The organism is Nocardioides ganghwensis, from assembly GCF_014779655.1.
In the GTDB taxonomy this organism is placed as follows: domain Bacteria; phylum Actinomycetota; class Actinomycetes; order Propionibacteriales; family Nocardioidaceae; genus Nocardioides; species Nocardioides ganghwensis.
Genome location: NZ_JACXYX010000002.1, coordinates 147,102 through 169,991, shown reverse-complemented (window position 1 = coordinate 169,991; position 22,890 = coordinate 147,102). Strand labels below are relative to the sequence as shown.

Annotated in this window: 34 protein-coding genes; 7 read left to right on the top strand and 27 right to left on the bottom strand. The window is 68.8% G+C overall.

Features of this window, described 5'->3' with window-relative positions:
- Position 1: 1 nt before the first annotated feature.
- The 24 genes from map to rpsJ form a co-directional block, all read right to left on the bottom strand.
- Positions 2-826 (bottom strand): type I methionyl aminopeptidase, encoded by an 825-nt coding sequence (gene map, locus IEZ24_RS03100; protein ID WP_129453392.1) that lies wholly within the window; start codon positions 824-826, stop codon positions 2-4.
- Between the two features lie 8 nt (positions 827-834).
- Positions 835-1,410: an adenylate kinase gene (locus IEZ24_RS03095; protein WP_129453391.1), complete on the bottom strand. Its 576-nt coding sequence runs from the start codon at positions 1,408-1,410 to the stop codon at positions 835-837.
- Positions 1,411-2,706 (bottom strand): preprotein translocase subunit SecY, encoded by a 1,296-nt coding sequence (gene secY, locus IEZ24_RS03090; protein ID WP_129453390.1) that lies wholly within the window; start codon positions 2,704-2,706, stop codon positions 1,411-1,413.
- Positions 2,707-2,910: 204 nt separating this feature from the next.
- Positions 2,911-3,351 (bottom strand): 50S ribosomal protein L15, encoded by a 441-nt coding sequence (gene rplO, locus IEZ24_RS03085; RefSeq protein WP_129453389.1) that lies wholly within the window; start codon positions 3,349-3,351, stop codon positions 2,911-2,913.
- 1 nt (position 3,352) lies between these two features.
- The gene (gene rpmD, locus IEZ24_RS03080) at positions 3,353-3,535 is read right to left on the bottom strand and encodes a 50S ribosomal protein L30 (RefSeq protein ID WP_056599717.1); all 183 of its coding nucleotides are present in this window, start codon (positions 3,533-3,535) and stop codon (positions 3,353-3,355) included.
- Positions 3,535-4,158 (bottom strand): 30S ribosomal protein S5, encoded by a 624-nt coding sequence (gene rpsE / locus IEZ24_RS03075; RefSeq protein ID WP_129453388.1) that lies wholly within the window; start codon positions 4,156-4,158, stop codon positions 3,535-3,537. The genes rpmD and rpsE overlap by 1 nt, the downstream gene beginning before the upstream one ends.
- A gap of 43 nt (positions 4,159-4,201) precedes the next feature.
- Positions 4,202-4,585 (bottom strand): 50S ribosomal protein L18, encoded by a 384-nt coding sequence (gene rplR, locus IEZ24_RS03070; protein WP_129453387.1) that lies wholly within the window; start codon positions 4,583-4,585, stop codon positions 4,202-4,204.
- Position 4,586: 1 nt separating this feature from the next.
- Complete coding sequence (rplF, locus tag IEZ24_RS03065) at positions 4,587-5,129, bottom strand: 50S ribosomal protein L6 (protein ID WP_129453386.1); 543 nt, start codon at positions 5,127-5,129, stop codon at positions 4,587-4,589.
- Between the two features lie 34 nt (positions 5,130-5,163).
- Positions 5,164-5,583 carry a 30S ribosomal protein S8 gene (gene rpsH, locus IEZ24_RS03060; RefSeq protein ID WP_129453385.1) on the bottom strand — a complete coding sequence of 140 codons (420 nt, stop codon included), beginning with the start codon at positions 5,581-5,583 and terminating at the stop codon, positions 5,164-5,166.
- Positions 5,584-5,652: 69 nt separating this feature from the next.
- Positions 5,653-5,838, bottom strand: coding sequence for a type Z 30S ribosomal protein S14 (locus IEZ24_RS03055; RefSeq protein WP_011757321.1), 186 nt, complete (start codon positions 5,836-5,838; stop codon positions 5,653-5,655).
- A 1-nt stretch (position 5,839) separates the two neighbouring features.
- Positions 5,840-6,406, bottom strand: coding sequence for a 50S ribosomal protein L5 (gene rplE, locus IEZ24_RS03050; protein WP_129453384.1), 567 nt, complete (start codon positions 6,404-6,406; stop codon positions 5,840-5,842).
- A 1-nt stretch (position 6,407) separates the two neighbouring features.
- Positions 6,408-6,749: a 50S ribosomal protein L24 gene (gene rplX / locus IEZ24_RS03045; RefSeq protein WP_129453383.1), complete on the bottom strand. Its 342-nt coding sequence runs from the start codon at positions 6,747-6,749 to the stop codon at positions 6,408-6,410.
- Positions 6,750-6,764: 15 nt separating this feature from the next.
- The gene (rplN, locus tag IEZ24_RS03040; protein ID WP_056599693.1) at positions 6,765-7,133 is read right to left on the bottom strand and encodes a 50S ribosomal protein L14; all 369 of its coding nucleotides are present in this window, start codon (positions 7,131-7,133) and stop codon (positions 6,765-6,767) included.
- A gap of 182 nt (positions 7,134-7,315) precedes the next feature.
- Positions 7,316-7,600 (bottom strand): 30S ribosomal protein S17, encoded by a 285-nt coding sequence (gene rpsQ, locus IEZ24_RS03035; protein WP_129453382.1) that lies wholly within the window; start codon positions 7,598-7,600, stop codon positions 7,316-7,318.
- Complete coding sequence (gene rpmC / locus IEZ24_RS03030) at positions 7,597-7,839, bottom strand: 50S ribosomal protein L29 (protein WP_129453381.1); 243 nt, start codon at positions 7,837-7,839, stop codon at positions 7,597-7,599. Before rpmC ends, rpsQ begins: the two co-directional genes overlap by 4 nt.
- A complete protein-coding gene (gene rplP, locus IEZ24_RS03025) occupies positions 7,839-8,258 on the bottom strand; it encodes a 50S ribosomal protein L16 (protein WP_129453380.1) in 420 nt (139 codons plus the stop codon). The genes rpmC and rplP overlap by 1 nt, the downstream gene beginning before the upstream one ends.
- Positions 8,259-8,262: 4 nt before the next feature.
- Positions 8,263-9,078, bottom strand: a complete 816-nt coding sequence (gene rpsC / locus IEZ24_RS03020; protein WP_129453379.1) for a 30S ribosomal protein S3 — start codon at positions 9,076-9,078, stop codon at positions 8,263-8,265.
- The gene (gene rplV, locus IEZ24_RS03015) at positions 9,078-9,512 is read right to left on the bottom strand and encodes a 50S ribosomal protein L22 (protein ID WP_129453378.1); all 435 of its coding nucleotides are present in this window, start codon (positions 9,510-9,512) and stop codon (positions 9,078-9,080) included. Before rplV ends, rpsC begins: the two co-directional genes overlap by 1 nt.
- Positions 9,509-9,790 (bottom strand): 30S ribosomal protein S19, encoded by a 282-nt coding sequence (gene rpsS, locus IEZ24_RS03010; protein WP_129453377.1) that lies wholly within the window; start codon positions 9,788-9,790, stop codon positions 9,509-9,511. Before rpsS ends, rplV begins: the two co-directional genes overlap by 4 nt.
- Before the next feature lie 5 nt (positions 9,791-9,795).
- Positions 9,796-10,632 (bottom strand): 50S ribosomal protein L2, encoded by an 837-nt coding sequence (rplB, locus tag IEZ24_RS03005; RefSeq protein ID WP_129453376.1) that lies wholly within the window; start codon positions 10,630-10,632, stop codon positions 9,796-9,798.
- Between the two features lie 24 nt (positions 10,633-10,656).
- A complete protein-coding gene (gene rplW / locus IEZ24_RS03000; RefSeq protein ID WP_129453375.1) occupies positions 10,657-10,962 on the bottom strand; it encodes a 50S ribosomal protein L23 in 306 nt (101 codons plus the stop codon).
- Complete coding sequence (gene rplD, locus IEZ24_RS02995) at positions 10,959-11,825, bottom strand: 50S ribosomal protein L4, sunset domain variant (protein WP_129453374.1); 867 nt, start codon at positions 11,823-11,825, stop codon at positions 10,959-10,961. The genes rplW and rplD overlap by 4 nt, the downstream gene beginning before the upstream one ends.
- A 2-nt stretch (positions 11,826-11,827) precedes the next feature.
- Entirely contained in the window at positions 11,828-12,493 is a 666-nt protein-coding gene (rplC, locus tag IEZ24_RS02990; protein WP_129453373.1) for a 50S ribosomal protein L3, read from the bottom strand.
- A gap of 9 nt (positions 12,494-12,502) precedes the next feature.
- The gene (gene rpsJ, locus IEZ24_RS02985; RefSeq protein WP_008360994.1) at positions 12,503-12,811 is read right to left on the bottom strand and encodes a 30S ribosomal protein S10; all 309 of its coding nucleotides are present in this window, start codon (positions 12,809-12,811) and stop codon (positions 12,503-12,505) included.
- 426 nt (positions 12,812-13,237) lie between these two features.
- Here rpsJ and IEZ24_RS02980 point away from each other — a divergent pair, with 426 nt between their 5' ends.
- On the top strand, positions 13,238-13,948 hold the full coding sequence (locus IEZ24_RS02980) for a tetratricopeptide repeat protein (protein ID WP_129453372.1): 711 nt from the start codon (positions 13,238-13,240) through the stop codon (positions 13,946-13,948).
- Between the two features lie 41 nt (positions 13,949-13,989).
- Positions 13,990-14,376 (top strand): hypothetical protein, encoded by a 387-nt coding sequence (locus IEZ24_RS02975; protein ID WP_129453371.1) that lies wholly within the window; start codon positions 13,990-13,992, stop codon positions 14,374-14,376.
- A 42-nt stretch (positions 14,377-14,418) separates the two neighbouring features.
- Here the strand turns inward: IEZ24_RS02975 and trmB are convergent, their stop codons facing one another.
- The 3 genes from trmB to IEZ24_RS02960 are packed head-to-tail and all read right to left on the bottom strand — an operon-like array spanning position 14,419 to position 17,040.
- Entirely contained in the window at positions 14,419-15,141 is a 723-nt protein-coding gene (trmB, locus tag IEZ24_RS02970) for a tRNA (guanine(46)-N(7))-methyltransferase TrmB (protein ID WP_242498367.1), read from the bottom strand.
- A gap of 40 nt (positions 15,142-15,181) precedes the next feature.
- Complete coding sequence (locus IEZ24_RS02965) at positions 15,182-16,585, bottom strand: aspartate aminotransferase family protein (protein ID WP_129453370.1); 1,404 nt, start codon at positions 16,583-16,585, stop codon at positions 15,182-15,184.
- Entirely contained in the window at positions 16,582-17,040 is a 459-nt protein-coding gene (locus IEZ24_RS02960; protein ID WP_224744769.1) for an Lrp/AsnC family transcriptional regulator, read from the bottom strand. Before IEZ24_RS02960 ends, IEZ24_RS02965 begins: the two co-directional genes overlap by 4 nt.
- A gap of 171 nt (positions 17,041-17,211) precedes the next feature.
- Between IEZ24_RS02960 and IEZ24_RS02955 the strand changes: the two genes are divergently transcribed.
- From IEZ24_RS02955 to IEZ24_RS02935, 5 genes are read left to right on the top strand one after another with little or no spacing between them, the layout of a single operon-like run.
- Positions 17,212-18,657: a gamma-aminobutyraldehyde dehydrogenase gene (locus IEZ24_RS02955; protein WP_129453368.1), complete on the top strand. Its 1,446-nt coding sequence runs from the start codon at positions 17,212-17,214 to the stop codon at positions 18,655-18,657.
- 50 nt (positions 18,658-18,707) lie between these two features.
- Positions 18,708-19,961, top strand: coding sequence for an ABC transporter substrate-binding protein (locus IEZ24_RS02950; protein WP_129453367.1), 1,254 nt, complete (start codon positions 18,708-18,710; stop codon positions 19,959-19,961).
- Between the two features lies 1 nt (position 19,962).
- Positions 19,963-21,063 carry an ABC transporter ATP-binding protein gene (locus tag IEZ24_RS02945; protein ID WP_129453366.1) on the top strand — a complete coding sequence of 367 codons (1,101 nt, stop codon included), beginning with the start codon at positions 19,963-19,965 and terminating at the stop codon, positions 21,061-21,063.
- Complete coding sequence (locus IEZ24_RS02940; protein WP_129453365.1) at positions 21,060-21,980, top strand: ABC transporter permease; 921 nt, start codon at positions 21,060-21,062, stop codon at positions 21,978-21,980. The genes IEZ24_RS02945 and IEZ24_RS02940 overlap by 4 nt, the downstream gene beginning before the upstream one ends.
- A 1-nt stretch (position 21,981) precedes the next feature.
- A complete protein-coding gene (locus IEZ24_RS02935; RefSeq protein ID WP_224744768.1) occupies positions 21,982-22,875 on the top strand; it encodes an ABC transporter permease in 894 nt (297 codons plus the stop codon).
- Positions 22,876-22,890: the final 15 nt, after the last annotated feature.

The window sequence follows — 22,890 nt, the reverse complement described above, 5'->3', positions numbered from 1 at the left end:
GTCAGCGTCCGCCGAATGGGACGCCGAGCTCCGCGAGCCGGGCCGCACCGCCGTCGACGGCGGTCAGCACCCACGCGCCCCGGTCGGTCAGGGTGAAGGTGTGCTCGAAGTGGGCGGCGAACGAGCCGTCGACCGTCGCGACGGTCCACTCGTCCTCCAGCAGGTCGGTGTGCTTGCTGCCGAGCGTGACCATCGGCTCCACCGCGAGCGCGAGGCCCTCCACGAGCGTGGGGCCCCGGCCGCGTCGCCCGACGTTGGGCACGTTGGGGGGCATGTGCATCTCGGTGCCGATGCCGTGCCCGGTGTAGTCCTCGAGGATGCCGTAGCGGCCCTGTCCGCGGACATACGTCTCGACGGCGTGGCTGATGTCGGTCACCCGGCCGCCGAGGCGTGCCGCGGCCATGCCGCGCCAGAGCGACTCCTCGGTGACGCGCAGCAGCTCGGTCACCTCGTCGGCGACCTCGCCGACCGGGACCGTGATCGCAGCGTCGCCGTGCCAGCCCTCGACGATCGCGCCGCAGTCGATCGAGATGACGTCACCCTCGGCCAGCACGCGCGGACCGGGGATGCCGTGGACCACCTCGTCGTTGACCGACGCGCAGATCGTCGCGGGGAACGGCGGGTGGCTGTAGCCCTTGAACGACGGGATGCCGCCGTGGTCGCGGATGTTGGTCTCGGCGAGGGTGTCGAGCTCGAGCGTGGTGGCACCGGGGCGCACTGCCTCCCGCAGGAGCTCGAGGGTCTCCCCCACGAGCCGACCTGCGACCCGCATGAGGTCGATCTGCTCGGGGGTCTTGATCTCGATGCCCCGGTCGCGGAAGCCCACGGGACCGCTCAGCTCTGCGGGATCTCGTCGAGCGCGGCGAAGATGCGGGCCGTCACGTCGTCGACCTCGCCCATCCCGTCGACCTCGACGAGGATGCCGCGCTCGCGGTAGACCTCGATCAGCGGCGCGGTCTGCTCGAGGTAGACCTCCTGACGACGCCGGATGACGTCCTCGGTGTCGTCGGCTCGGCCGTCCGTCACCGCGCGCTGCAGCAGGCGCTGGACGAGCTCCTCGGAGTCGACGGTCAGCACGACCACGGCGTCGAGGCGGTGGCCGGTGAACTCGATCATCCCGTCGAGCTCGGTGACCTGGGCGAGGGTGCGGGGGTAGCCGTCGAGCAGGAAGCCCGGTGCGGCGTCGGCCTCGTCGATGCGGTTGCGCACCATGTGGTTGGTGACCTCGTCGGGGACGTACTCACCGGCGTCCATGTAGCGCTTGGCCTCGATGCCGAGCGGGGTCCCCTGCGAGACGTTGGCGCGGAAGATGTCGCCGGTGGAGATCGCAGGGACGCCGAAGTGGTCGGCCACGAAGCGCGCCTGCGTGCCCTTGCCCGCACCGGGCGGGCCCATGAGGATGAGTCTCATCTACTTCAGGAATCCTTCGTAGTTGCGCTGCTGGAGCTGGCTCTCGATCTGCTTCACGGTGTCGAGTGCCACGCCGACCATGATGAGGATGGACGTGCCGCCGAACGGGAAGTTCTGGTTGGCCTGGATCATCGCGAAGGCGACGAGCGGGACCAACGAGATCAGGCCGAGGTAGAGCGCTCCAGGGAACGTGATGCGGGACAGGACGTAGGACAGGTAGTCCTCGGTCGGCTTGCCCGCCCGGATCCCGGGGATGAAGCCGCCGTACTTCTTCATGTTGTCCGCCACCTCGACAGGGTTGAAGGTGATCGAGACGTAGAAGTACGTGAAGAAGATGATGAGGGCGAAGTAGGTCGCCATGTAGAGCGGGTGGTCGCCGCCGACGAGGTAGGTGCCGATGAAGTCCAGCACCGGGTTCTGGCTCTCCGGGTTGAACTGCACCGCCATCGCCGGCAGGTAGAGCAGCGACGAGGCGAAGATGACCGGGATGATGCCGGCCTGGTTGACCTTCAGCGGGATGTAGGTCGAGTTGCCGCCGAACATCTTGCGTCCGACCATGCGCCGGGCGTACTGCACCGGGATGCGGCGCTGGGCCTGCTCGATGAAGATGACGCCCGCGACCAGGATCAGGCCGACGACCATGACGATGGAGAAGGTGAGCCAGCCCTGCGAGGTCTGGACGCTCCACAGCGACGCCGGGAAGGTCGCGACGACCTGCGTGAAGATGAGGATCGACATGCCGTTGCCGATGCCGCGGTCGGTGATGAGCTCACCGAGCCACATGATCACCGCGGTGCCGGCCGTCATGGTGACGACCATGACGAGGAACGTCGCGGTGCCGTCGTCGTGCAGCAGGTCGCGGGTGCAGCCCTGGAGCAGGGCGCCGTTGCGCGCGAGCGCGACGATGCCGGTGGCCTGGAGGACCGCGAGACCGAGGGTGAGGTAGCGGGTGTACTGGGTGATCTTCGTCTGCCCGGCCTGGCCCTCCTTCTTCAGCGCCTCGAGCCGCGGGATCACCACGACGAGCAGCTGCAGGATGATCGAGGCCGTGATGTACGGCATGATCCCCAGCGCGAAGATGGTGAGCTGCAGCAGCGCACCACCCGAGAAGAGGTTGATCAGGCTGTAGAGCCCGCCCTCCTCCAGCTGATCGATGCAGGCCTGGACGTTGGCGACGTGCACACCGGGGGTGGGCACCTGCGAGCCGAGCCGGAAGATCGTGATGATCAGCAGGACGAAGAGCAGCTTGCGCCGCAGGTCCGGAGTCCGGAAAGCGTTGGCGAACGCGCCTAGCACTGGTTCCTCTTTCGTATGGGTGCCCTGCCAGGATCGGCGGGCTGACGAGAATCCCTCACCGTCGTACGGCGGAGGGCCCGGGGAAGCCTAACAGTCGGGTTTCGACCCGCTTCACCCCTGACGATCAGGGGGAGAACGACGAAGGCCCGGCCGACAGTTCCCACTGTGCGGCCAGGCCTTCACCGGATGTGCGAGATCGTGGCCTCAGGCCACGGTCGCCGAGCCACCTGCGGCCTCGATCTTCTCCTTGGCGGAGGACGAGAACGCGTTGGCGGTGACCTGGACGGCGACCGAGATGTCACCCTGCCCCAGGACCTTGACGGGCTGGTTCTTGCGAACGGCGCCCTTGTCCACGAGGTCGGCGACCGTCACGGTGCCACCCTCGGGGAACAGCTCGCCGAGGCGGTCGAGGTTGACGACCTGGAACTCCACGCGGAAGGGGTTCTTGAAGCCCTTCAGCTTGGGCAGGCGCATGTGGATCGGCATCTGGCCACCCTCGAAGGCGACCGGAACCTGGTAGCGCGCCTTGGTGCCCTTGGTACCGCGGCCGGCCGTCTTGCCCTTGGAGCCCTCACCGCGACCCACGCGGGTCTTGGCGGTCTTGGCACCCGGAGCGGGACGCAAGTGGTGCAGCTTGAGCGTCATGTCACTCCACCTCCTCGAACGTCACCAGGTGACGGACGGTGTTGATCATGCCCCGGATCTCCGGGCGGTCTTCCTTCACGACGACGTCGCCGATCCGCTTGAGACCGAGCGAGCGCAGCGTCTCGCGCTGGTTGGCCTTGAGGCCGACCAGTCCGCGCTTCTGCTGGACCTTGAGCTGTGCCATCAGGACTGCACCCCCGCGGTCTCGTTCTGGCCCTCGGCGCGCGCCTTGAGCAGCGCGGCCGGGGTCACGTCCTCGACGCGCATGCCGCGGCGAGCAGCCACGGCCTCGGGCTCCTCGAGCATGCGGAGCGCCTCGACGGTCGCGTGCACGATGTTGATCTGGTTCGACGAGCCGAGCGACTTGCTCAGCACGTCGTGGATGCCGGCGCACTCGAGGACCGCGCGCACCGGGCCACCGGCGATCACACCGGTACCGGGAGCGGCGGGACGCAGCAGGACGACGCCCGCGGCCTTCTCGCCCTGCACCGGGTGCGGGATCGTGCCCTGGATGCGGGGGACCTTGAAGAAGTGCTTCTTGGCCTCCTCGACACCCTTGGCGATCGCCGCGGGAACTTCCTTCGCCTTGCCGTAGCCGACGCCGACCAGACCTTCACCGTCGCCGACGATCACGAGGGCGGTGAAGCTGAAGCGACGACCACCCTTCACGACCTTGGCGACTCGGTTGATCGCCACGACGCGCTCGATGTAGGCGGTCTTGTCAGCCTGGTTGCGACCGTTGTCGCGTCCGCGACGGTCACCAGACTGGCGCTCGCCACCGCGCTGTCCGCGCTGGGCTCCGCTCATGAGACTTGCTCCTTAATCATGAATTCTTGCGTGTGTCGTGCGATCAGAACTGGAGGCCGCCCTCACGGGCGGCGTCAGCCAGGGCCGCGATGCGACCGTGGTACTTGTTGCCGGCACGGTCGAAGACGACGTCCTCGATCCCGGCGGCCTTGGCGCGCGTGGCCACCAGCTCGCCGACCTTCTTGGCCTTGGCGGTCTTGTCGCCGTCGGTGCCGCGCACGTCCGCCTCCATCGTGGAGGCGTACGCCAGGGTGGCGCCCTTCAGGTCGTCGACGACCTGCACCGAGAGGTGCTTGGCCGACTTCGTGACGACCAGGCGCGGACGCTCGGCGGTGCCGTTGATGCGCTTGCGACCACGCGCCTGACGGCGCAGGCGGGCACGGACACGATTCGCCGTGTGCTTGTTGTTGCTCAGGGAGATCGCCATGTCACTTACCGGCCTTTCCGACCTTGCGGCGGATGTGCTCGCCGGCGTAGCGCACGCCCTTGCCCTTGTAGGGCTCAGGCTTGCGGAGCTTGCGGATGTTGGCCGCAACCTCTCCGACGAGCTGCTTGTCGATGCCGACGACACCGAGCTTGGTCGGGCCCTCGACGGTGAAGGTGATGCCCTCGGGGGCGTCGAAGATGATCGGGTGCGAGTAGCCGAGCTGGAACTCGAGCTGCGTGGGGCCCTTCGGCAGGACGCGGTAACCCACGCCCACGATCTCGAGCTTCTTCTCGTAGCCCTCGGTGACGCCCACCACCATGTTGTTGATGAGCGTGCGGGTCAGGCCGTGGAGCGAGCGGCTGTTGCGCTCGTCGTCGGGGCGCTTGACCTCGAGGATGCCGTCCTCGCCCTTGGCGACCGTGATCGGCGACGCGATGGTGTGCGACAGGGTGCCCTTGGGGCCCTTGACGGTCACCAGCGAGTCGTCGATCGCGACGTCGACACCGGACGGGACCGCGATGGGGAGCTTGCCAATGCGCGACATGCTTCTCTCTCTTCCTGGTCTCAGTTGGTCCGGGTCACCAGACGTAGGCGAGGACTTCGCCGCCCACGCCCTTCTGGTTCGCCTGGCGGTCGGTCAGCAGGCCCTGCGACGTCGAGATGATCGCGACACCGAGGCCACCGAGGACCTTGGGCAGGTTGGTGCTCTTGGCGTAGACACGCAGGCCGGGCTTGCTGATGCGGCGCACGCCCGCGATCGAGCGCTCCCGGTTGCGGCCGTACTTGAGCGTCACGGTCAGCGTCTTGCCGACGGCGGGCTCGCCCTCGGCGTTGACGTTGTCGGCGACGTCGTAGGAGGTGATGTAGCCCTCCTGCTTGAGGATCTCCGCGAGGCCGGCCTTCATCTTGCTGTAGGGCATCGACACCACGTCGTGGTACGCCTGGTTGGCGTTGCGCAGACGCGTGAGCATGTCTGCGATCGGGTCAGTCATCGTCATGATGTGGTTCTTTCTCGTCGTGGTTTCCTCAGGCTCGCGGCCTGGGGACCTTCAACGTGTGTGAGGGAATTACCAGGAGGACTTGGTGACGCCGGGGAGCTCGCCGCGGTGGGCCATCTCCCGCAGGCAGATGCGGCACAGGCCGAACTTGCGGTAGACGGCCTTCGGGCGACCGCAGCGCTGGCAGCGGGTGTAGCCGCGGACAGCGAACTTCGGCTTGCGAGCGGCCTTGACCTTGAGAGCAGTCTTCGCCATGTCAGTTCTCCTTGAACGGGAAGCCGAGCTGCTTGAGCAGCGCGCGGCCCTCGTCGTCGTTGGTGGCGGTGGTCACGATGGTGATGTCCATGCCGCGCGACCGGTCGATCTTGTCCTGGTTGATCTCGTGGAACATGACCTGCTCGGTGAGACCGAAGGTGTAGTTGCCACGACCGTCGAACTGCTTGGGCGACAGGCCGCGGAAGTCGCGGATGCGGGGCAGGGCCAGGGACAGCAGGCGGTCCAGGAACTCCCACATGCGGTCGCCGCGCAGCGTGACGTGCGCACCGATCGGCATGCCCTCGCGCAGCTTGAACTGCGCGATCGACTTGCGGGCCTTGGTCACGGCCGGCTTCTGGCCGGTGATCGCGGTGAGGTCGCGGATCGCGCCCTCGATCAGCTTGGAGTCGCGAGCAGCCTCGCCGACGCCCATGTTGACCACGATCTTGGTCAGGCCGGGGACCTGCATGATGTTGGCGATGTCGAACTCCGAGCGCAGCGCGGGGACGATCTCCTCGCGGTAACGCGCCTTGAGCCGCGGAATCTCAGTGGTCTGGGTCTCGGCCATCTCAGATCTCCTTGCCGGTCTTGCGGGACACGCGGACCGACCGGGTGGCGGTGTAGGTCGAGCCGTCGGGACGGCGCTTGGTGACCTCGTCGCGGCGGAAGCCGACGCGCGTGACGCCGTCGTCCTCGACGAGCATCACGTTGGAGACGTGGATGGGCGCCTCGCGGGTGATGATGCCGCCGGTGGTGTTGGTCTGCTGCACGGACTTGGTGTGGCGCTTGACGAGGTTGACACCCTCGACGATCACCCGCTCCTCCTCGCGGAGGACCGAGATGACCTTGCCCTGGGCACCCTTGTCCTTGCCGGCGATCACCTTGACGGTGTCGCCCTTCTTGATGTTCATGTGCTTACCCATCTCTCACAACACCTCCGGGGCGAGCGAGATGATCTTCATGAAGCGCTTCTCGCGCAGCTCGCGGCCGACGGGGCCGAAGATGCGCGTGCCGCGCGGCTCGCCGTCGTTCTTGAGGATGACGGCGGCGTTCTCGTCGAAGCGGATGTAGGAACCGTCGGCGCGGCGACGCTCCTTGACGGTGCGTACGACCACGGCCTTGACGACGTCGCCCTTCTTGACGTTGCCACCGGGGATCGCGTCCTTGACGGTGGCGACGATGACGTCACCGATGCCGGCGTAGCGACGCCCAGAGCCACCGAGAACACGGATGCAGAGGATCTCCTTCGCACCGGTGTTGTCGGCGACCTTGAGTCGCGACTCCTGCTGGATCATTGATTTCTCCTGGTTGTCGAGCTGGTTCTCGCTCCCTCAGCGGGGGGCGAGCCTGGCCGAACTGATGTGTGGAAATGTGGAGCTCGAGGCCGGGGCCTCAGGTCACTTGGCCTTCAACCTCGCTGCGCTCGGTGAAAGACTCGATCGCTCGGGCAACACGAGCAAGCTCGGCTGCCGCTCGCTCACTTCGCCTTTTCGAGGACCTCGACGAGGCGCCAGCGCTTGGTGGCGGACAGCGGGCGGGTCTCCATGATCAGGACCCGGTCGCCGATGCCGCACTGGTTGGTCTCGTCGTGGGCCTTGAGGCGCGACGTCTTGCGCATGACCTTGCCGTAGAGGGCGTGCTTCACGCGGTCCTCGACGGCGACGACGATGGTCTTGTCCATCTTGTCGCTCACGACGAGGCCCTCGCGGACCTTGCGCTGGTTGCGCTCGCCGGACGTCTGGGTCGCAGTGTTCTCGCTCATGCCTTCGCCTCTTCGTTGGTGCCCGGGGTGGTGCGGATGCCGAGCTCGCGCTCGCGGACCACGGTGTAGATGCGGGCGATGTCCTTCTTGACCACGCGGAGCCGGCCGTTGCTCTCCAGCTGGCCGGTGGCCGCCTGGAAGCGGAGGTTGAACAGCTCCTCCTTGGCCTCGCGCAGCTTCGCCTCCAGCTCGGTGGCGTTGAGCTCGTCGAGCTCGTGGGCGTTCAGCTTGGTAGCCATCAGAATTCACCGGCCTCACGGGAGATGAACCGGCACTTCATCGGGAGCTTGTGCATCGCGCGGCGCATGGCCTCGCGGGCAGTGGTCTCGTCGACGCCGGAGAGTTCGAACATGACGCGGCCGGGCTTGACGTTGGCCACCCACCACTCGGGGGAGCCCTTGCCGGAACCCATGCGGGTCTCGGCCGGCTTCTTGGTCAGCGGGCGGTCCGGGTAGATGTTGATCCAGACCTTTCCACCACGCTTGATGTGACGGGTCATGGCGATACGGGCCGACTCGATCTGTCGGTTGGTCACGTAGTGACCCTCGACCGCCTGGATGCCGAAGTCACCGAAGGCCAGCGTGGTGCCGCCCTTGGCGACGCCACGGCGCTTGGGGTGGTGCTGCTTGCGGTGCTTGACGCGACGGGGCATCAACATGAGGTCAGGCCTCCTGTCCGGTGCTCGGTGCAGCCTCGGCCGGGGCCGCTGAGGTCTCAGCAGTCGCCTCGGCGCGAGGAGCGCGGTCGCCGCGCGAGCCACGGCTCGGACGGTCGCCGCCACGGGTGTTGGGACGGCCGCTGCGGCCGGGGGCACCGGCGCGGGCGGCCTGCTGGGCCTGGCGCTCGGCACGGGTGCCGGCGACCTCGCCCTTGTAGATCCAGACCTTCACACCGATGCGGCCGAAGGTGGTCTTGGCCTCGTAGAAGCCGTAGTCGATGTCGGCGCGGAGGGTGTGCAGGGGCACGCGACCCTCGCGGTAGAACTCCGTGCGCGACATCTCGGCGCCGTTGAGACGACCCGAGCACTGGATCCGGATGCCCTTGGCGCCGGAGCGCATCGAGGTCTGCATCGCCTTGCGCATGGCGCGGCGGAACTGCACACGACCCGCGAGCTGCTCGGCGACACCCTGGGCGACCAGCTGCGCGTCGATCTCGGGCTGCTTGACCTCGAGGATGTTGAGCTGCACCTGCTTGCCGGTGAGCTTCTCGAGCTCGCCGCGGATGCGGTCGGCCTCGGCGCCACGGCGACCGATGACGATGCCGGGACGCGCGGTGTGGATGTCCACCCGCACGCGGTCACGGGTGCGCTCGATCTCGACCTTGGAGATGCCGGCCCGCTCCATGCCCTTGGAGAGCAGCTTGCGGATGGCGACGTCCTCACCGACGTACGACTTGTAGAGCTTGTCGGCGTACCAACGGCTCTTGTGGTCGGTGGAGATGCCCAGGCGGAAGCCGTTCGGGTTGATCTTCTGGCCCATCAGGCACCCTTTCCGTTCTTACGCTTGGGGTTGGTCAGCGCGTCGGCCGGCTGCACCGCGAGGGTGATGTGGCTGGTGCGCTTGTTGATGCGGGTCGCACGGCCCTGGGCACGCGGACGCCAACGCTTCATCGTCGGGCCCTCGTCGACCATCGCGACGGAGAGCACCAGGTCGGCCCGGTTGAGGCCCTCGGTGGTCTCGGCGTTGGCGACGGCACTCTCCAGCACCTTGTAGACGGTCTCGGAGGCGGCCTGCGGCGCGAACTGCAGCAGGGTCAGGGCCTCGTCGACCTGGAGGCCGCGGACCATGTCGACGACACGGCGGGCCTTCATCGGGGTGATCCGCACGTAGCGTGCGCTGGCGAACGCGCCCGGCTGGTCGCCGAGCAGCGACTCGCGGCGCGCACTGGTGCGGCTGCGCTCGGTGGTGCTCATCGACGGCGTCCCTTCCGGTCTTCCTTGACGTGCCCGCGGTAGGTGCGGGTCGGGGCGAACTCCCCGAGCTTGTGGCCGACCATGGAGTCGGTCACGAAGACGGGGACGTGCTTGCGACCGTCGTGCACGGCGATGGTGTGACCGATCATGTCGGGCACGATCATCGACCGGCGCGACCAGGTCTTGATGACGTTGTGGGTGCCCTTCTCGTTCTCGGCGTCCACCTTCTTCTGAAGGTGGTCGTCGATGAAGGGGCCCTTCTTCAGGCTGCGAGGCATGTCGGTTACTTCCTACCCTTGCCGGACTTGCGACGACGGATGATCTGGGAGTCGCTGGCCTTGCGCTTGCGCGTACGGCCCTCGGGCTTGCCCCAGGGGGAGACGGGGTGGCGACCACCGGACGTCTTGCCCTCACCACCACCGTGCGGGTGGTCCACCGGGTTCATGACGACACCGCGGACGGTCGGGCGGACGCCCTTCCACCGCATGCGGCCGGCCTTGCCCCAGTTGATGTTGGACTGCTCGGCGTTGCCGACCTCACCGATCGTGGCGCGGCAGCGCACGTCGACGAAGCGCATCTCGCCCGAGGGCATGCGCAGCGTGGCGCGGCTACCCTCGCGGGCGACCAGCTGGGCGGAGTTGCCGGCCGAGCGGGCGATCTTCGCGCCGCCGCCCGGACGCAGCTCCACGCAGTGGATGGTCGTACCGACCGGGATGTTGCGCAGCGGCAGGTTGTTGCCGGGCTTGATGTCGGCGTTGGGGCCGGACTCGACCGCGGTGCCCTGCGTCAGGCCCTTGGGCGCCACGATGTAGCGCTTCTCGCCGTCGGCGTAGTGCAGCAGCGCGATGCGCGCGGTGCGGTTGGGGTCGTACTCGATGTGAGCGACCTTGGCCGGGACGCCGTCCTTGTCGTAGCGACGGAAGTCGATGATGCGGTAGGCGCGCTTGTGGCCGCCACCCTTGTGCCGGGTGGTGATGCGGCCCTGGTTGTTGCGGCCGCCGTTCTTCGGCAGCGGGCGCGTCAGCGACTTCTCGGGCGTGGACCGGGTGATCTCGACGAAGTCGGCCACCGACGAGCCACGACGGCCCGGGGTGGTCGGCTTGTACTTGCGGATAGCCATATCAGTTCCTAGTCAGGAGCCCGGTCAGGAGACCGGACCTCCGAAGATGTCGATGCGGTGGCCCTCGGCGAGGCTGACGATCGCGCGCTTGGTGTTGGGACGCTTGCCCATGCCGTAGCGGGTGCGACGCGTCTTGCCCTGGCGGTTGATCGTGTTGACCGAGGTGACCTTGACGCCGAAGACCTTCTCGACCGCGATCTTGATCTCGGTCTTGTTGGCGTCCGGGTGGACGATGAAGGTGTACTTGTTGGCGTCGAGCAGGCCGTAGCTCTTCTCCGACACGACCGGCGCGATCAGCACGTCGCGGTGGTCCTTGTGCAGGGTGCTCACTTGTCGCTCTCCTTCGCGTCGGCGCGGGTCAGGCCGGCCGCCTCGGCGTCCTCGGCGGACTTGAACCAGAAGTCGCCGCCGGAGACGTCGTAGCCGGCGTCGCCCTCGACGAGGTAGGTGCCGGACTGCAGGCCCTGGACCTCGTAGCCCTTGGGGTTCTTGCCGCTCTTGAGCGGGGCCTTCGCGCCGGCCGGGAGGGCGGGCTCGTCAGCGACCTGCTCGGTGGCAGCGGGCACCTCGTCCGTCTCGACCCTGGTGGCCGGGGCGGAGGCGCCACCGACGAACACGTCGTAGGCACCCTTGGTGAAGACCACGTCGTCAGCGGCCAGCACGTCGTAGGTGTTGAGCTGGTCGACAGCGACGATGTGGACCTCGGGCGCGTTGCGCAGCGAGAGCCAGGTGATCGCGTCGGAACGCTCGAGCACCACGAGGTAGCCCACGCGGTCGGTCAGCGAGGTCAGCGAGGACAGCGCAGCCTTGGTGGAGGGCTTGTCGCCCGACACCAGGCCGTCGACCACGTGGACGCGGCCGTTGCGGGCCCGGTCGGAGAGGGCACCGCGGAGGGCGGCGGCCTTCATCTTCTTGGGCGTGCGCTGGTCGTAGCTGCGCGGCTGCGGGCCGTGGACGGTGCCACCGCCGGCGAACTGCGGGGCGCGGGTCGAGCCCTGACGGGCGCGGCCGGTGCCCTTCTGCTTGTAGGGCTTGCGGCCACCGCCGCGGACCTCGCCGCGGGTCTTGGTGGCGTGCGTGCCCTGGCGCGCAGCAGCCTGCTGGGCCACGACGACCTGGTGGATCAGGGGAATGTTGACCTCGACGTCGAAGATCTCGGCGGGGAGGTCGACCTTGACGGTCTTGACAGCCATGCTCAGGCCTCCTGCGTCTTCTTGGCGGCCGAGCGGAGGACCACGAGCCCGTTCTTGGGGCCGGGGACGGCACCCTTGACCAGGATCAGGCCCTTCTCGGCGTCGACGGCGTGCACCGTCAGGTTCTGGGTGGTGACCGTGTCGTTGCCCATGCGGCCCGCCATGCGGGTGCCCTTGAACACGCGACCCGGGGTGGCGCAGGCGCCGATGGAGCCCGGCTTGCGGTGGTTGCGGTGGGCACCGTGCGAGGCGGAGACGCCGTGGAAGCCGTGACGCTTCATCACACCGGCGAAGCCCTTGCCCTTGCTGGTGCCGGTGACGTCGATCTCCTCGCCGGCGGCGAAGGTGTCGACACCGATCTCCTGGCCCACGGTGTAGGAGGCGGCGTCAGCCGTGCGGATCTCGGCCACGTGGCGGCGCGGCGTCACGCCGGCCTTGGTGAAGTGACCGGCCTCGGGCGAGTTGACCTTGCGGGCCTCGATCTCGCCGAAGCCGACCTGGATGGCGTTGTAGCCGTCCACCTCGGGCTGGCGGACCTGGGTCACGACGTTGGTCGCGGCCGCGATCACGGTGACAGGGACGACCTTGTTGTTCTCGTCCCAGAGCTGGGTCATGCCGAGCTTGGTGCCCAGCAGCCCCTTCACGTTGCGTTCGAAAGTCTTAGCCATGTCGTCGCCTCAGAGCTTGATCTCGATGTCGACACCGGCAGGCAGGTCGAGACGCATCAGCGAGTCGACGGTCTTCGGCGTCGGGTCGATGATGTCGATCAGGCGCTTGTGGGTGCGCATCTCGAAGTGCTCGCGGGAGTCCTTGTACTTGTGGGGCGAACGGATGACGCAGTACACGTTCTTCTCGGTCGGCAACGGCACAGGGCCGGCGACCTTCGCACCCGTACGGGTGACGGTGTCCACGATCTTCCGCGCCGAGGTGTCGATCACCTCGTGGTCATAGGCCTTGAGCCTGATGCGGATCTTCTGTCCCGCCATAGGTCCGTGTCCTCTTCGATCTCGTACGCCTGGTCTGGTTTCGGCTCTCGGCCCCTGGTGGGCGAGCGCCGCCTGTCTCTCCTCCACCCTCCGACCCCCGCGGTCGGGCGTGTCGCGCGTCTTGCTTCGTGACACGACCCGATGAGGGAGGTGGTGATGCTCTGGGTGGCACCCGACGGTTGTCGGATCTGGTCGGGTCTCCGATCACCGTGTGATCCGGTGCGGTGCACGCAGGACGACTGGTTCGATCAAGGAGACGCGATTCAGAAGTCAAGGTGTGCCGCTCCCCGGCGACCCGCCGGAGCAACCGGAACATCTTGGCAGACTCCGTACGCCCACGCCAAATCGCAGCGACGGGGGTGCCGGTGGCCGGTGGCCCATGTCCCGGAGGAGCCCCCAGCCTACCCATGCGCCTACGCTCCGCACATGGCCGAGCAGCTCCGCGACCTCTGGGACTTCGCCGACCCCGCCGGCAGCGAGCAGCGCTTCCGCGACCTCGCCGGGCGGGCCCCGGAACCGGTGCGGACCCACGCGCTGACACAGGTCGCCCGGGCGCTCGGGCTGCAGGAGAGGTACGACGACGGACACGCCGTGCTCGACGCGCTGGACGCCGTCGACCCGGAGGCGCGGGTGCGGCGGGATCTCGAGCGAGGCAGGCTCCTGCGCTCGTCCGGTGACGAGGCGACGGCTCGGGCGCACTTCGAGGACGCGGCGACCGCGGCCCGCGGCGTCGGACTGGAGGAGCTGGAGGTCGACGCGCTCCACATGGTGGCGCTGGTGGCCGCTCCCGCCGACCGGCTGGCCGCGCACGAGGCGGCGCTGGCCCGCGCGCGGGCCGTGAGCGACCCGGCCGCCCGCGACTGGGACGCCTCCCTCCTGAACAACATCGGCATGGTCCACGCGGATGCCGGCGACCATGCGGCGGCGCTGGTCGCCTTCGAGGACGCCCTCGCGGCTCGGGAGCGCATCGGCGACGCGTCGCGCACGCGGGTGGCGCGGTGGATGGTCGGATGGTCGCTGCGGCACCTCGGGCGCACCGACGAGGCTCGCGAGCTGCAGCTGGCGCTCAAGGCCGAGCTGGAGTCCGCCGGCGAGAACGACCCCTACGTCGACGAGGAGCTTGAGCTGCTCGGGTAGGCCCCTTGTCTCCCCTCGGGGGGCAGACCTACCGTCGAAGGATGGCCGGTCTGGTCGCGCTCGTCGCCTGCACGCTGGTGCTGGGCGCCGCGCTGGGCGTGGTCCTGCGCCTGGACGAGGCCGGCCGGGCGGTGCGCCGGGTCCGCGCGCGCCACTCCCCTCCCCCACCCGCACCGACGGCACCGGCCATCGAGGACCTGGCCGCGGCCGTGCGACGGGTGCGGCGCGACGTGCTCGCCACCGCGCCGGGCACACCCATGGCGCGCCGCCGCGGGACCGTCGCGGCGTACGACGACCTGCTCGCGCAGGCGGCACGCGCGCTCGGGGTGCCGGACCTGCTCACCGACCTGCGCGAGGGCACCGACCGCGAGGCCGAGCGACTGCGCCTCGAGCACCTGCTGCGCGAGGCGGGACTGGCGCTGGAGTGACGCCGCGCCGGGCCCGGGCCGCCCACCAGGGAAGGCGCGAGGTCAGTCGCGCCTGCGGTAGCAGAAGTCGGCGATGTCGCGACCCACGTCGAGGCCCTTGCGCTCGAAGCGGGTGAGGGGACGCTCGGCCCACCGCTCGACGCGGCCGCCCTCGAGCGTCGGCTCGGCGTCGAGGACCTCCCGCATCTGGTCGGCGTAGTCGGCCCAGTCGGTGGCCAGGCGCCACGCCCCGCCCGGCACCAGGCGTGAGGAGGCGAGCGCGGCGTTGGCCGGGTTGACCAGGCGGCGCTTGCGGTGCTTGGTCTTGCGCCAGGGGTCGGGGAAGAACGTCCAGATCTCGGCCAGGCTCCCGGGCGCGATGAGGTGCTCGAGCGACCAGACCGCGTCGACGGAGCAGAACCGGACGTTGTCGGCCCCCGCCTCGGCCACCCGCCACAGGGAGTCCGCGACCCCCGGGCGCCACACCTCGAGCGCGAGGACGTCGTGGTCCGGGCGGGCCGCCGCGAGGACGGCGGTCGCCTCGCCGATGCCCGGACCGATCTCCAGGATCAGCGGGGCCTCGCGCCCGAACCACTCGGCCAGCGAGAAGTCCGGCCGGTCGACCGCCTCGTCGGGGATCACCCAGTCGGCGTGGTGCGCGGCCCAGGACTCGGCCTGCCGGGGCGTGAACCGGCTGCCGCGCCGGGAGTAGGTCAGGACCTCGCGCATGCGGCGTCCGTCCTCGGTCAGCTTGAGGTGGGGGCGCGCGGGACGTACGTCGTTCACGCCACCATCCTCCCCCGGGCGGCCGGGGGCGGTCACATCGTCAGAGGTGCTCGAGAGCCCCGGTGAGCACCGAGCGGAGGCGCTGCTCGATGTCGTCGAACTCGGGCTGGCCGATGATCAGCGGCGGGGCGAGCTGGATCACCGGGTCGCCGCGGTCGTCGGCGCGGCAGTAGAGGCCGGCCTCCCACAGCGCGCCGGAGAGGTAGCCGCGCAGCAGCCGCTCGGACTCGGCGTCGTCGAACGTCTCCTTGGTCTCGCGGTCCTTGACGAGCTCGATGCCGTAGAAGTAGCCGTGGCCGCGCACGTCGCCGACGATCGGGATGTCGAGCAGCTTCTCGAGGGTCGCCCGGAAGGCCGGTGCGTTCTGCTGGACGTGGTCGGTGAGGCCCTCGCGCTCGAAGATGTCGAGGTTGGCCAGCGCCACGGCCGACGACACGGGGTGGCCGCCGAACGTGTAGCCGTGGGCGTACGCCGTCGTGCCGCTCCTGAAGGGCTCGAAGAGACGGTCGCTGGCGATCATCGCGCCGATCGGCGAGTAGCCGGAGGTCATGCCCTTGGCGCAGGTGATGATGTCGGGCTGGTAGCCGAACTCGGTGGCACCGAACATCTCCCCCACCCTGCCGAACGCGCAGATGACCTCGTCGGAGACGAGCAGCACGTCGTACTCGTCGCAGATCTCCCGGACCCGCTCGAAGTAGCCCGGAGGCGGCGGGAAGCAGCCGCCTGCGTTCTGCACCGGCTCGAGGAAGACCGCGGCCACCGTGTCGGGGCCCTCGAACTCGATGGCCTCGGCGATCCGGTCCGCGGCCCACCGGCCGAACGCCTTCTCGTCGTCGCCGACGAACGCGGGACGGCGGTAGAAGTTGGTGTTGGGGACCTTGTGCGCGCCCGGGACCAGCGGCTCGAACATCTCCTTCAGCGGGGGGATGCCCGTGATGGACAGGGCTCCCTGCGGCGTGCCGTGGTAGGCCACGGCACGGGAGATGACCTTGTGCTTGTTGGGCTTGCCGGTCAGCTTGAAGTACTGCTTGGCGAGCTTCCAGGCAGACTCGACGGCCTCGCCGCCGCCGGTGGTGAAGAAGACCCGGTTGAGGTCGCCGGGTGCCATCGCCGCGACGCGGTCGGCGAGCTCGACCGCACGGGGGTGGGCGAACGACCACAGCGGGAAGAAGGCGAGCTCCTTCGCCTGCTTCGCCGCAGCCTCGGCCAGCTCCTCACGGCCGTGGCCGACCTGGACGACGAAGAGCCCGGCCAGGCCGTCGATGTACTCGCGGCCGTGGCTGTCCCAGATCTTGTGCCCCTCCCCCCGGACGATGAGCGGCATCTCGCCGCCCTTCTCGTAGGTGGAGTGCCGGGTGAAGTGCAGCCACAGGTGGTCGCGACCGGCGGCCTGGTAGTCGAAGGACTCGTCGTAGGGCTTGCCCTCGGTGGAGTGGAGGCTCATCGTGTTCCCCAGTTGTAGTGCTGCTTGTTGAGCTTGAGGTAGACGAACGTCTCCGAGGAGACGACGCCCTCGAGCTCGCGGACCTGACGGATGACGTCGAGCAGGTGCGGGTCGTCCTCGCACACCACCTCGACGAGGAGGTCGAAGCTGCCGGCGGTGGTGACGACGTAGTCCACCTCGGGCACCTGCGCGAGCCGGTCGCCCACCTTCATCGGGTCGCCCTCGGTGCGGACGCCGATCATCGCCTGCCGGGTGAAGCCGACCTGGGTCGGGTCGGTCACGGCGACGACCTGCATGACCTCGGAGTCGAGCAGCTTCTGGACCCTCGCCCGGGCCGCGGCCTCGGACAGCCCGACCGCCTTGGCGATCGCGGCGTACGAGATCCGACCGTCCTCCTGCAGGAGCTCGATGATGCGCTTGGCGGTCGCATCGAGCTTCACGGGTCCCTCGCTCATGGCACACATGGTGGACGGGCGAGGTGTGGGTTTGCAAGTCGCCTGACGCGGAATCCGCATTTCAAGCCAGTTAATTCTGCGATTCCCGCACATTATTTTGGCGAAGGCTATGGAGATTGGTCCCGGTCCCGTCCTACTCTCCCTTCACCGCACCCGACCGGGAGGACATCCGTGACCAGCCCACGCACGTTGCGCAACTTCATCGGCGGCACCTTCGTCGACAGCGATGCCGGCGCGATGAGCGACGTCGTCGACCCCGCCACTGGCCAGGTCGTCGCCCGGGCGCCGATCAGTGGCACCGAGGAGGTCGACGCCGCCTACGCGGCCGCCGCCACGGCGTTCGGCGAGTGGGGGCGTACGACGCCGAGCGAGCGCCAGCAGGCGCTGCTCAGGATCGCCGACGCCATCGAGGCGAACGCCGAGGAGCTGATCGCGCTCGAGTCGGCGAACACCGGGAAGATCAAGGCGCTCACCGCGAGCGAGGAGATCCCCCCGATGGTCGACCAGCTCCGGTTCTTCGCCGGCGCGGCGCGAGTCCTCGAGGGCAAGGCGGCCGGCGAGTACATGGCCGGCCACACCTCCTGGGTCCGGCGCGAGCCGATCGGAGTGGTCGGCCAGGTGACCCCGTGGAACTACCCGCTGCTGATGGCCGTGTGGAAGATCGGACCGGCGCTCGCCGCCGGCAACACGGTCGTCCTCAAGCCGAGCGACACCACCCCGGAGAGCACGCTGCGGCTGGCCGAGCTGGCCTCGGAGTTCCTGCCGGCCGGCACCCTCAACGTCGTGACCGGTGACCGGGAGACCGGTCGCCGCCTGGTGGAGCACGAGACGCCCGCCCTGGTCGCCATCACCGGATCCGTGCGCGCCGGTGCCGAGGTCGCGGCGAGCGCCGCCCCCCGCATCAAGCGCGTGCACCTCGAGCTGGGCGGCAAGGCGCCCGTGGTGGTCTTCGACGACGCCGACATCGAGGCGGCCGTCGAGGGCATCGCCATCGCCGGCTACTTCAACGCCGGCCAGGACTGCACCGCCGCGACGCGGGTGCTCGTGGCGCCCGGCATCCACGACGACTTCGTCGCCGCGCTCGCCGACTACGCCCGCAGCTCGGCGCCGGTCGGGCTGCCCGACGACGCGGACGCGCTTTTCGGGCCGGTCAACAACGCGACGCAGCTCGCCCGCGTGAGCGGCTTCATCGAGCGCCTCCCCTCGCACGCGACCGTGTCCGCGGGCGGCAACCGGCGCACGGACCTCGGCGACGGCTACTTCCTCGAGCCCACCGTGCTGTCGGGGCTGCGGCAGGACGACGAGGCGATCCAGAACGAGATCTTCGGCCCGGTGATCACCGTGCAGCGGTTCACCGACGAGGACGAGGCCGTGCGCTGGGCCAACGGCGTCGACTACGGCCTCGCGTCCTCGGTGTGGACCAAGGACTTCGGGCGCGCGATGCGGATGTCGCGGGCGCTCGACTTCGGCTGCGTGTGGATCAACACCCACATCCCGCTGGTGGCCGAGATGCCGCACGGCGGCTACAAGAAGTCCGGCTACGGCAAGGACCTGTCGATGTACGGCTTCGAGGACTACACCCGCATCAAGCACGTCATGGCCAACATCGAGAGCTGACAGCACCCACATCCAGAGCGACTCGGGGGCTGAGCGGAGGACCTGAACTGATGACACCGATCCCGCGCCGATCTCGGCGCCACCTGTCGGCCCCGGCCGCGGCGCTGACCCAGGCCGCCTCCGGCGGACTGAGCCGCCGCGCACTGCTGGGCACCGGGCTCGCCGCCGGTGCGGGTGTGGCGCTCACCGGGTGCGCCCCGCCCCCGCCCCCGTCGGGGGGCGGGCTCACCAGCCTGGAGCTGCCGACGGACGTCTCGGACACCGAGAAGATCCTCAAGTGGGCCAACTGGACGGCCTACCTCGACATGAACGGCAAGGAGACGAAGTCGCCGACGCTCGAGGCGTTCATGGAGCAGACCGGGATCGAGGTCACCTACAGCGAGGACGTCGACGACAACGACTCCTACTACGCCAAGGTGGCGCCCCAGCTGCGCGCCGGTCAGAGCATCGACCGCGACATCTTCACCCTCACCGACTGGATGACCGGCCGCGTGATCCGCGACCAGCTGTGCCAGCCGCTGGAGCTGATCCAGATGCCCAACGTGGTGGGCAACCTGCTCCAGCCCCTGAAGGACGTGTCCTTCGACCCCGGCCGCAACTTCTCGGTCACCTGGCAGAGCGGCTTCGCCGGCATCGGCTACAACCGGGACAAGGTCGGCCGTGAGCTCAAGACGCTCGACGACCTCTGGGCCGACGACCTGAAGGGCCGGATCGTCGTCCTCTCGGAGTTCCGCGACACCGCCGGGCTGGTGATGCAGTCGCAGGGCGTCGACATCGACAGCGACTGGGGGCGCGCGGAGTTCGAGGCGGCACTGGACTTCATCGAGGAGAAGATCGACGAGGGCTACATCCGCAAGGTGAAGGGCAACTCCTACATGGAGGACCTCACCAGCGGCAACGCCGTCGCCGGCATCACGTGGAGCGGCGACATCTTCGTGCTGGCCTACGACACCGAGGACCCCAGCTGGACCTTCACGATCCCCGAGTCCGGCGGCACCCTGTGGTCGGACAACCTGATGGTGCCGATCACGTCCACGCACCGCAGCAACGCCCAGAAGCTGATGGACTACTACTACGACCCCGCCGTCGCCGCCCAGGTCGCCGCGTGGGTCAACTACGTCTGTCCCGTGGACGGCGCGCAGGCGGAGATGGAGAAGATCGACCCCGAGCTCGCCGAGAGCCCGTGGATCTTCCCGACCGCCGACTTCATCGCGGAGCGCAACATCCAGCAGTTCCGCGCGCTCGATGCCGACGAGGACATCGAGTACGCCGACCTGTGGTCCACGAAGGTGATGGGGAACTGACATGGCCGGATTCCGCGAGGCGCGCGGCGACCTCCAGCTCGAGAGCGTGACCAAGACCTTCGGCGACTTCACCGCCGTCGACGACATCGACCTGCACGTCCCGCGCGGCTCGTTCTTCGCCCTGCTCGGCCCGTCGGGCTGCGGGAAGACCACGACGCTGCGCATGGTGGCGGGGCTCGAGCAGCCCACGGCCGGGCGGGTGCTGATCGGCGACACCGACCTCACCGGGTCCCGGCCCTACGAGCGACCGGTCAACACCGTCTTCCAGTCCTACGCGCTGTTCCCGCACCTGACGATCCGGGACAACGTCGCCTTCGGCCCCAAGCGCCGCAAGGACAAGGACGCGGTGAAGAGCGCAGCCGACGCCCTCGAGCTGGTCCAGATGACCCAGTTCGCCGGGCGCAAGCCCGCCCAGCTCTCGGGCGGGCAGCAGCAGCGGGTGGCCCTGGCCCGGGCGCTCGTCAACCACCCGGAGGTGCTGCTGCTCGACGAGCCGCTCGGCGCCCTCGACCTCAAGCTGCGCCGGGAGATGCAGGTCGAGCTGAAGCGGATCCAGACCGAGGTCGGGCTGACCTTCATCCACGTGACCCACGACCAGGAGGAGGCCATGACGATGGCCGACACCGTCGCGGTGATGAACAGGGGCCACATCGAGCAGCTGGGTGCACCCGAGGAGCTCTACGACCTGCCCCGCACCCGCTTCGTGGCCAACTTCCTCGGCCAGGCCAACACGGGGGTCGGCACCATCAAGGACGTCGACGGGGACCACCTGGTCGCCGACGTGCTCGGCACGCCGGTCAAGATCCTGAAGTCACGCTCCCAGGTGCACGAGGGCGAGGTGCTGTTCGGCGTACGTCCCGAGAAGGTGACCGTGTCGCGCAAGCAGCCCGAGGGCGTCGGCAACGACGTGAAGGGCACGGTGCGCGACGTCTCCTTCCTCGGGGTCGCGACGAGCTACCTCGTCGACATGCCGAGCGGGACGACCTGGAGCTGCTACGAGCAGAACCTCGACGTCGAGCCGCTCGACCTCCGGCCCGGCGACGAGGTCTGGCTGACCTGGAACCCCGGCCACGCCTTCGGCGTCCCGGTGGACGCGGGATGAGCGCCCTCGCGCCGGTCTCCCAGGTGGCGGGCGACCCCGCGGTCCACCCCGCGCCGCCGGCCCCCGAGACGCAGAAGCGGAGCTGGACGGCGTACCTCCTGCTCCTCCCCGGGGTGCTGTGGCTCGGCGTGTTCTTCATCCTGCCGCTGGTGCAGCTGGCGTCGGTGAGCCTGCAGAGCCGCTACCCCGGCTTCCCCGGCTACTACTACCGCGACGTCAACTTCGACAACTACGTCGCCGCGCTGACCGACTACGCGCCCCACTTCGCGCGCTCGTTCCTCTATGCGGGGCTCGCGACGTTCCTGGCGTTCGTCATCGCCTACCCGCTGGCCTACGCGATGGCGTTCAAGGCGGGCAGGTGGCGCAACCTGATGATGATCTGCGTCATCGCGCCGTTCTTCACCTCCTTCATCCTGCGCACGTTCGCGTGGTCGCAGATCCTCGCCGACGAGGGCTGGGTGGTCGGGGTGCTCAGCTTCCTCAACCTGCTGCCCGGCGGGAGCATCATCAACACCCCGGTCGCGGTCGTCGCCGGCCTGACCTACAACTTCCTGCCCTTCATGGTGCTGCCGATCTACGCCTCGCTCGAGCGCGCCGACCCGCGTGTGATCGAGGCGGGCGGCGACCTGTACGCCAACGGGTTCACGACGTTCCGCACGGTGACGCTGCCGATGTCGATGCCGGGCGTGCTCGCGGGGACGCTGCTGACCTTCATCCCCGCGGCCGGTGACTTCGTCAACATGGAGCTGCTCGGCCCCCAGCGCGGGAAGATGGTCGGCAACGTCATCAACGACCAGTTCCTCGCGATCCCCGGCGGCTACCCCGTCGCCGCGGCGCTGTCCTTCACCCTGATGGCCGCGATCCTGGCGATGGTCTTCCTCTACGTACGCCGCTTCGGCACCGAGGAGCTGGTGTGACATGGCCACGATGACCCCCGCGTCCCCGTCGGCCCCGCAGTCGACCCCGCCCTCCGGCCCGGCCTACCGGCCCTCGACCGCCAAGCGGGCGCAGCTGTGGCTGGCCAAGCACTTCGCCATGCTGTCCGCGATCCTGGTGCTGCTCTACCTGTTCCTCCCGGTCGCCTACACGTTCGCCTTCTCGTTCAACGACCACGGCAAGACCAACATCGTGTGGCAGGGCTTCACCTGGGAGCACTGGCAGGACCCGTGCGGCGTCACCGGCGCCTGCGAGTCGCTGGTGACCTCGCTCCAGGTCGGGGCGATCTCCACCGTGGTGGCCACCGTCCTCGGCACGATGATGGCACTGGCGATGGTGCGCTACCGGTTCCGCGGCAAGCAGGCCAGCAACGTCCTGATCTTCGTGCCGATGGCCACGCCCGAGATCGTGATGGGCGCCGCGCTGCTGACGATCTTCGTGCAGGGCTTCTCCAACATCGGCATCAACCTGGGCTTCGGCACGATCGTCTTCGCCCACATCATGTTCTGCCTGAGCTTCGTCGTCGTGACGGTCAGGGCGCGCATCCAGTCGCTCGACCCGCGCATCGAGGAGGCCGCGCAGGACCTCTACGCCAGCCCGGTGCAGACCTTCTGGAAGGTCACGTTCCCGCTGATCCTGCCCGGCATCCTGGGCGCGGCGATGCTCGCGTTCTCGCTGTCGTTCGACGACTTCATCATCACCAACTTCGTCTCCGGCAACGAGAACACGTTCCCCAAGTTCGTCTACGTCGCCTCGCGCCGCGGCATCCCCGCCGAGGCCAACGTCATCGGCTTCTCGATGTTCGTGATCGCCGTCCTGCTCGTCGTCGGCGCGCAGGTCGTGAGCTCGATGCGGGCCTCGAAGTACAAGAGCTGACCTTCAGTCCTTCAG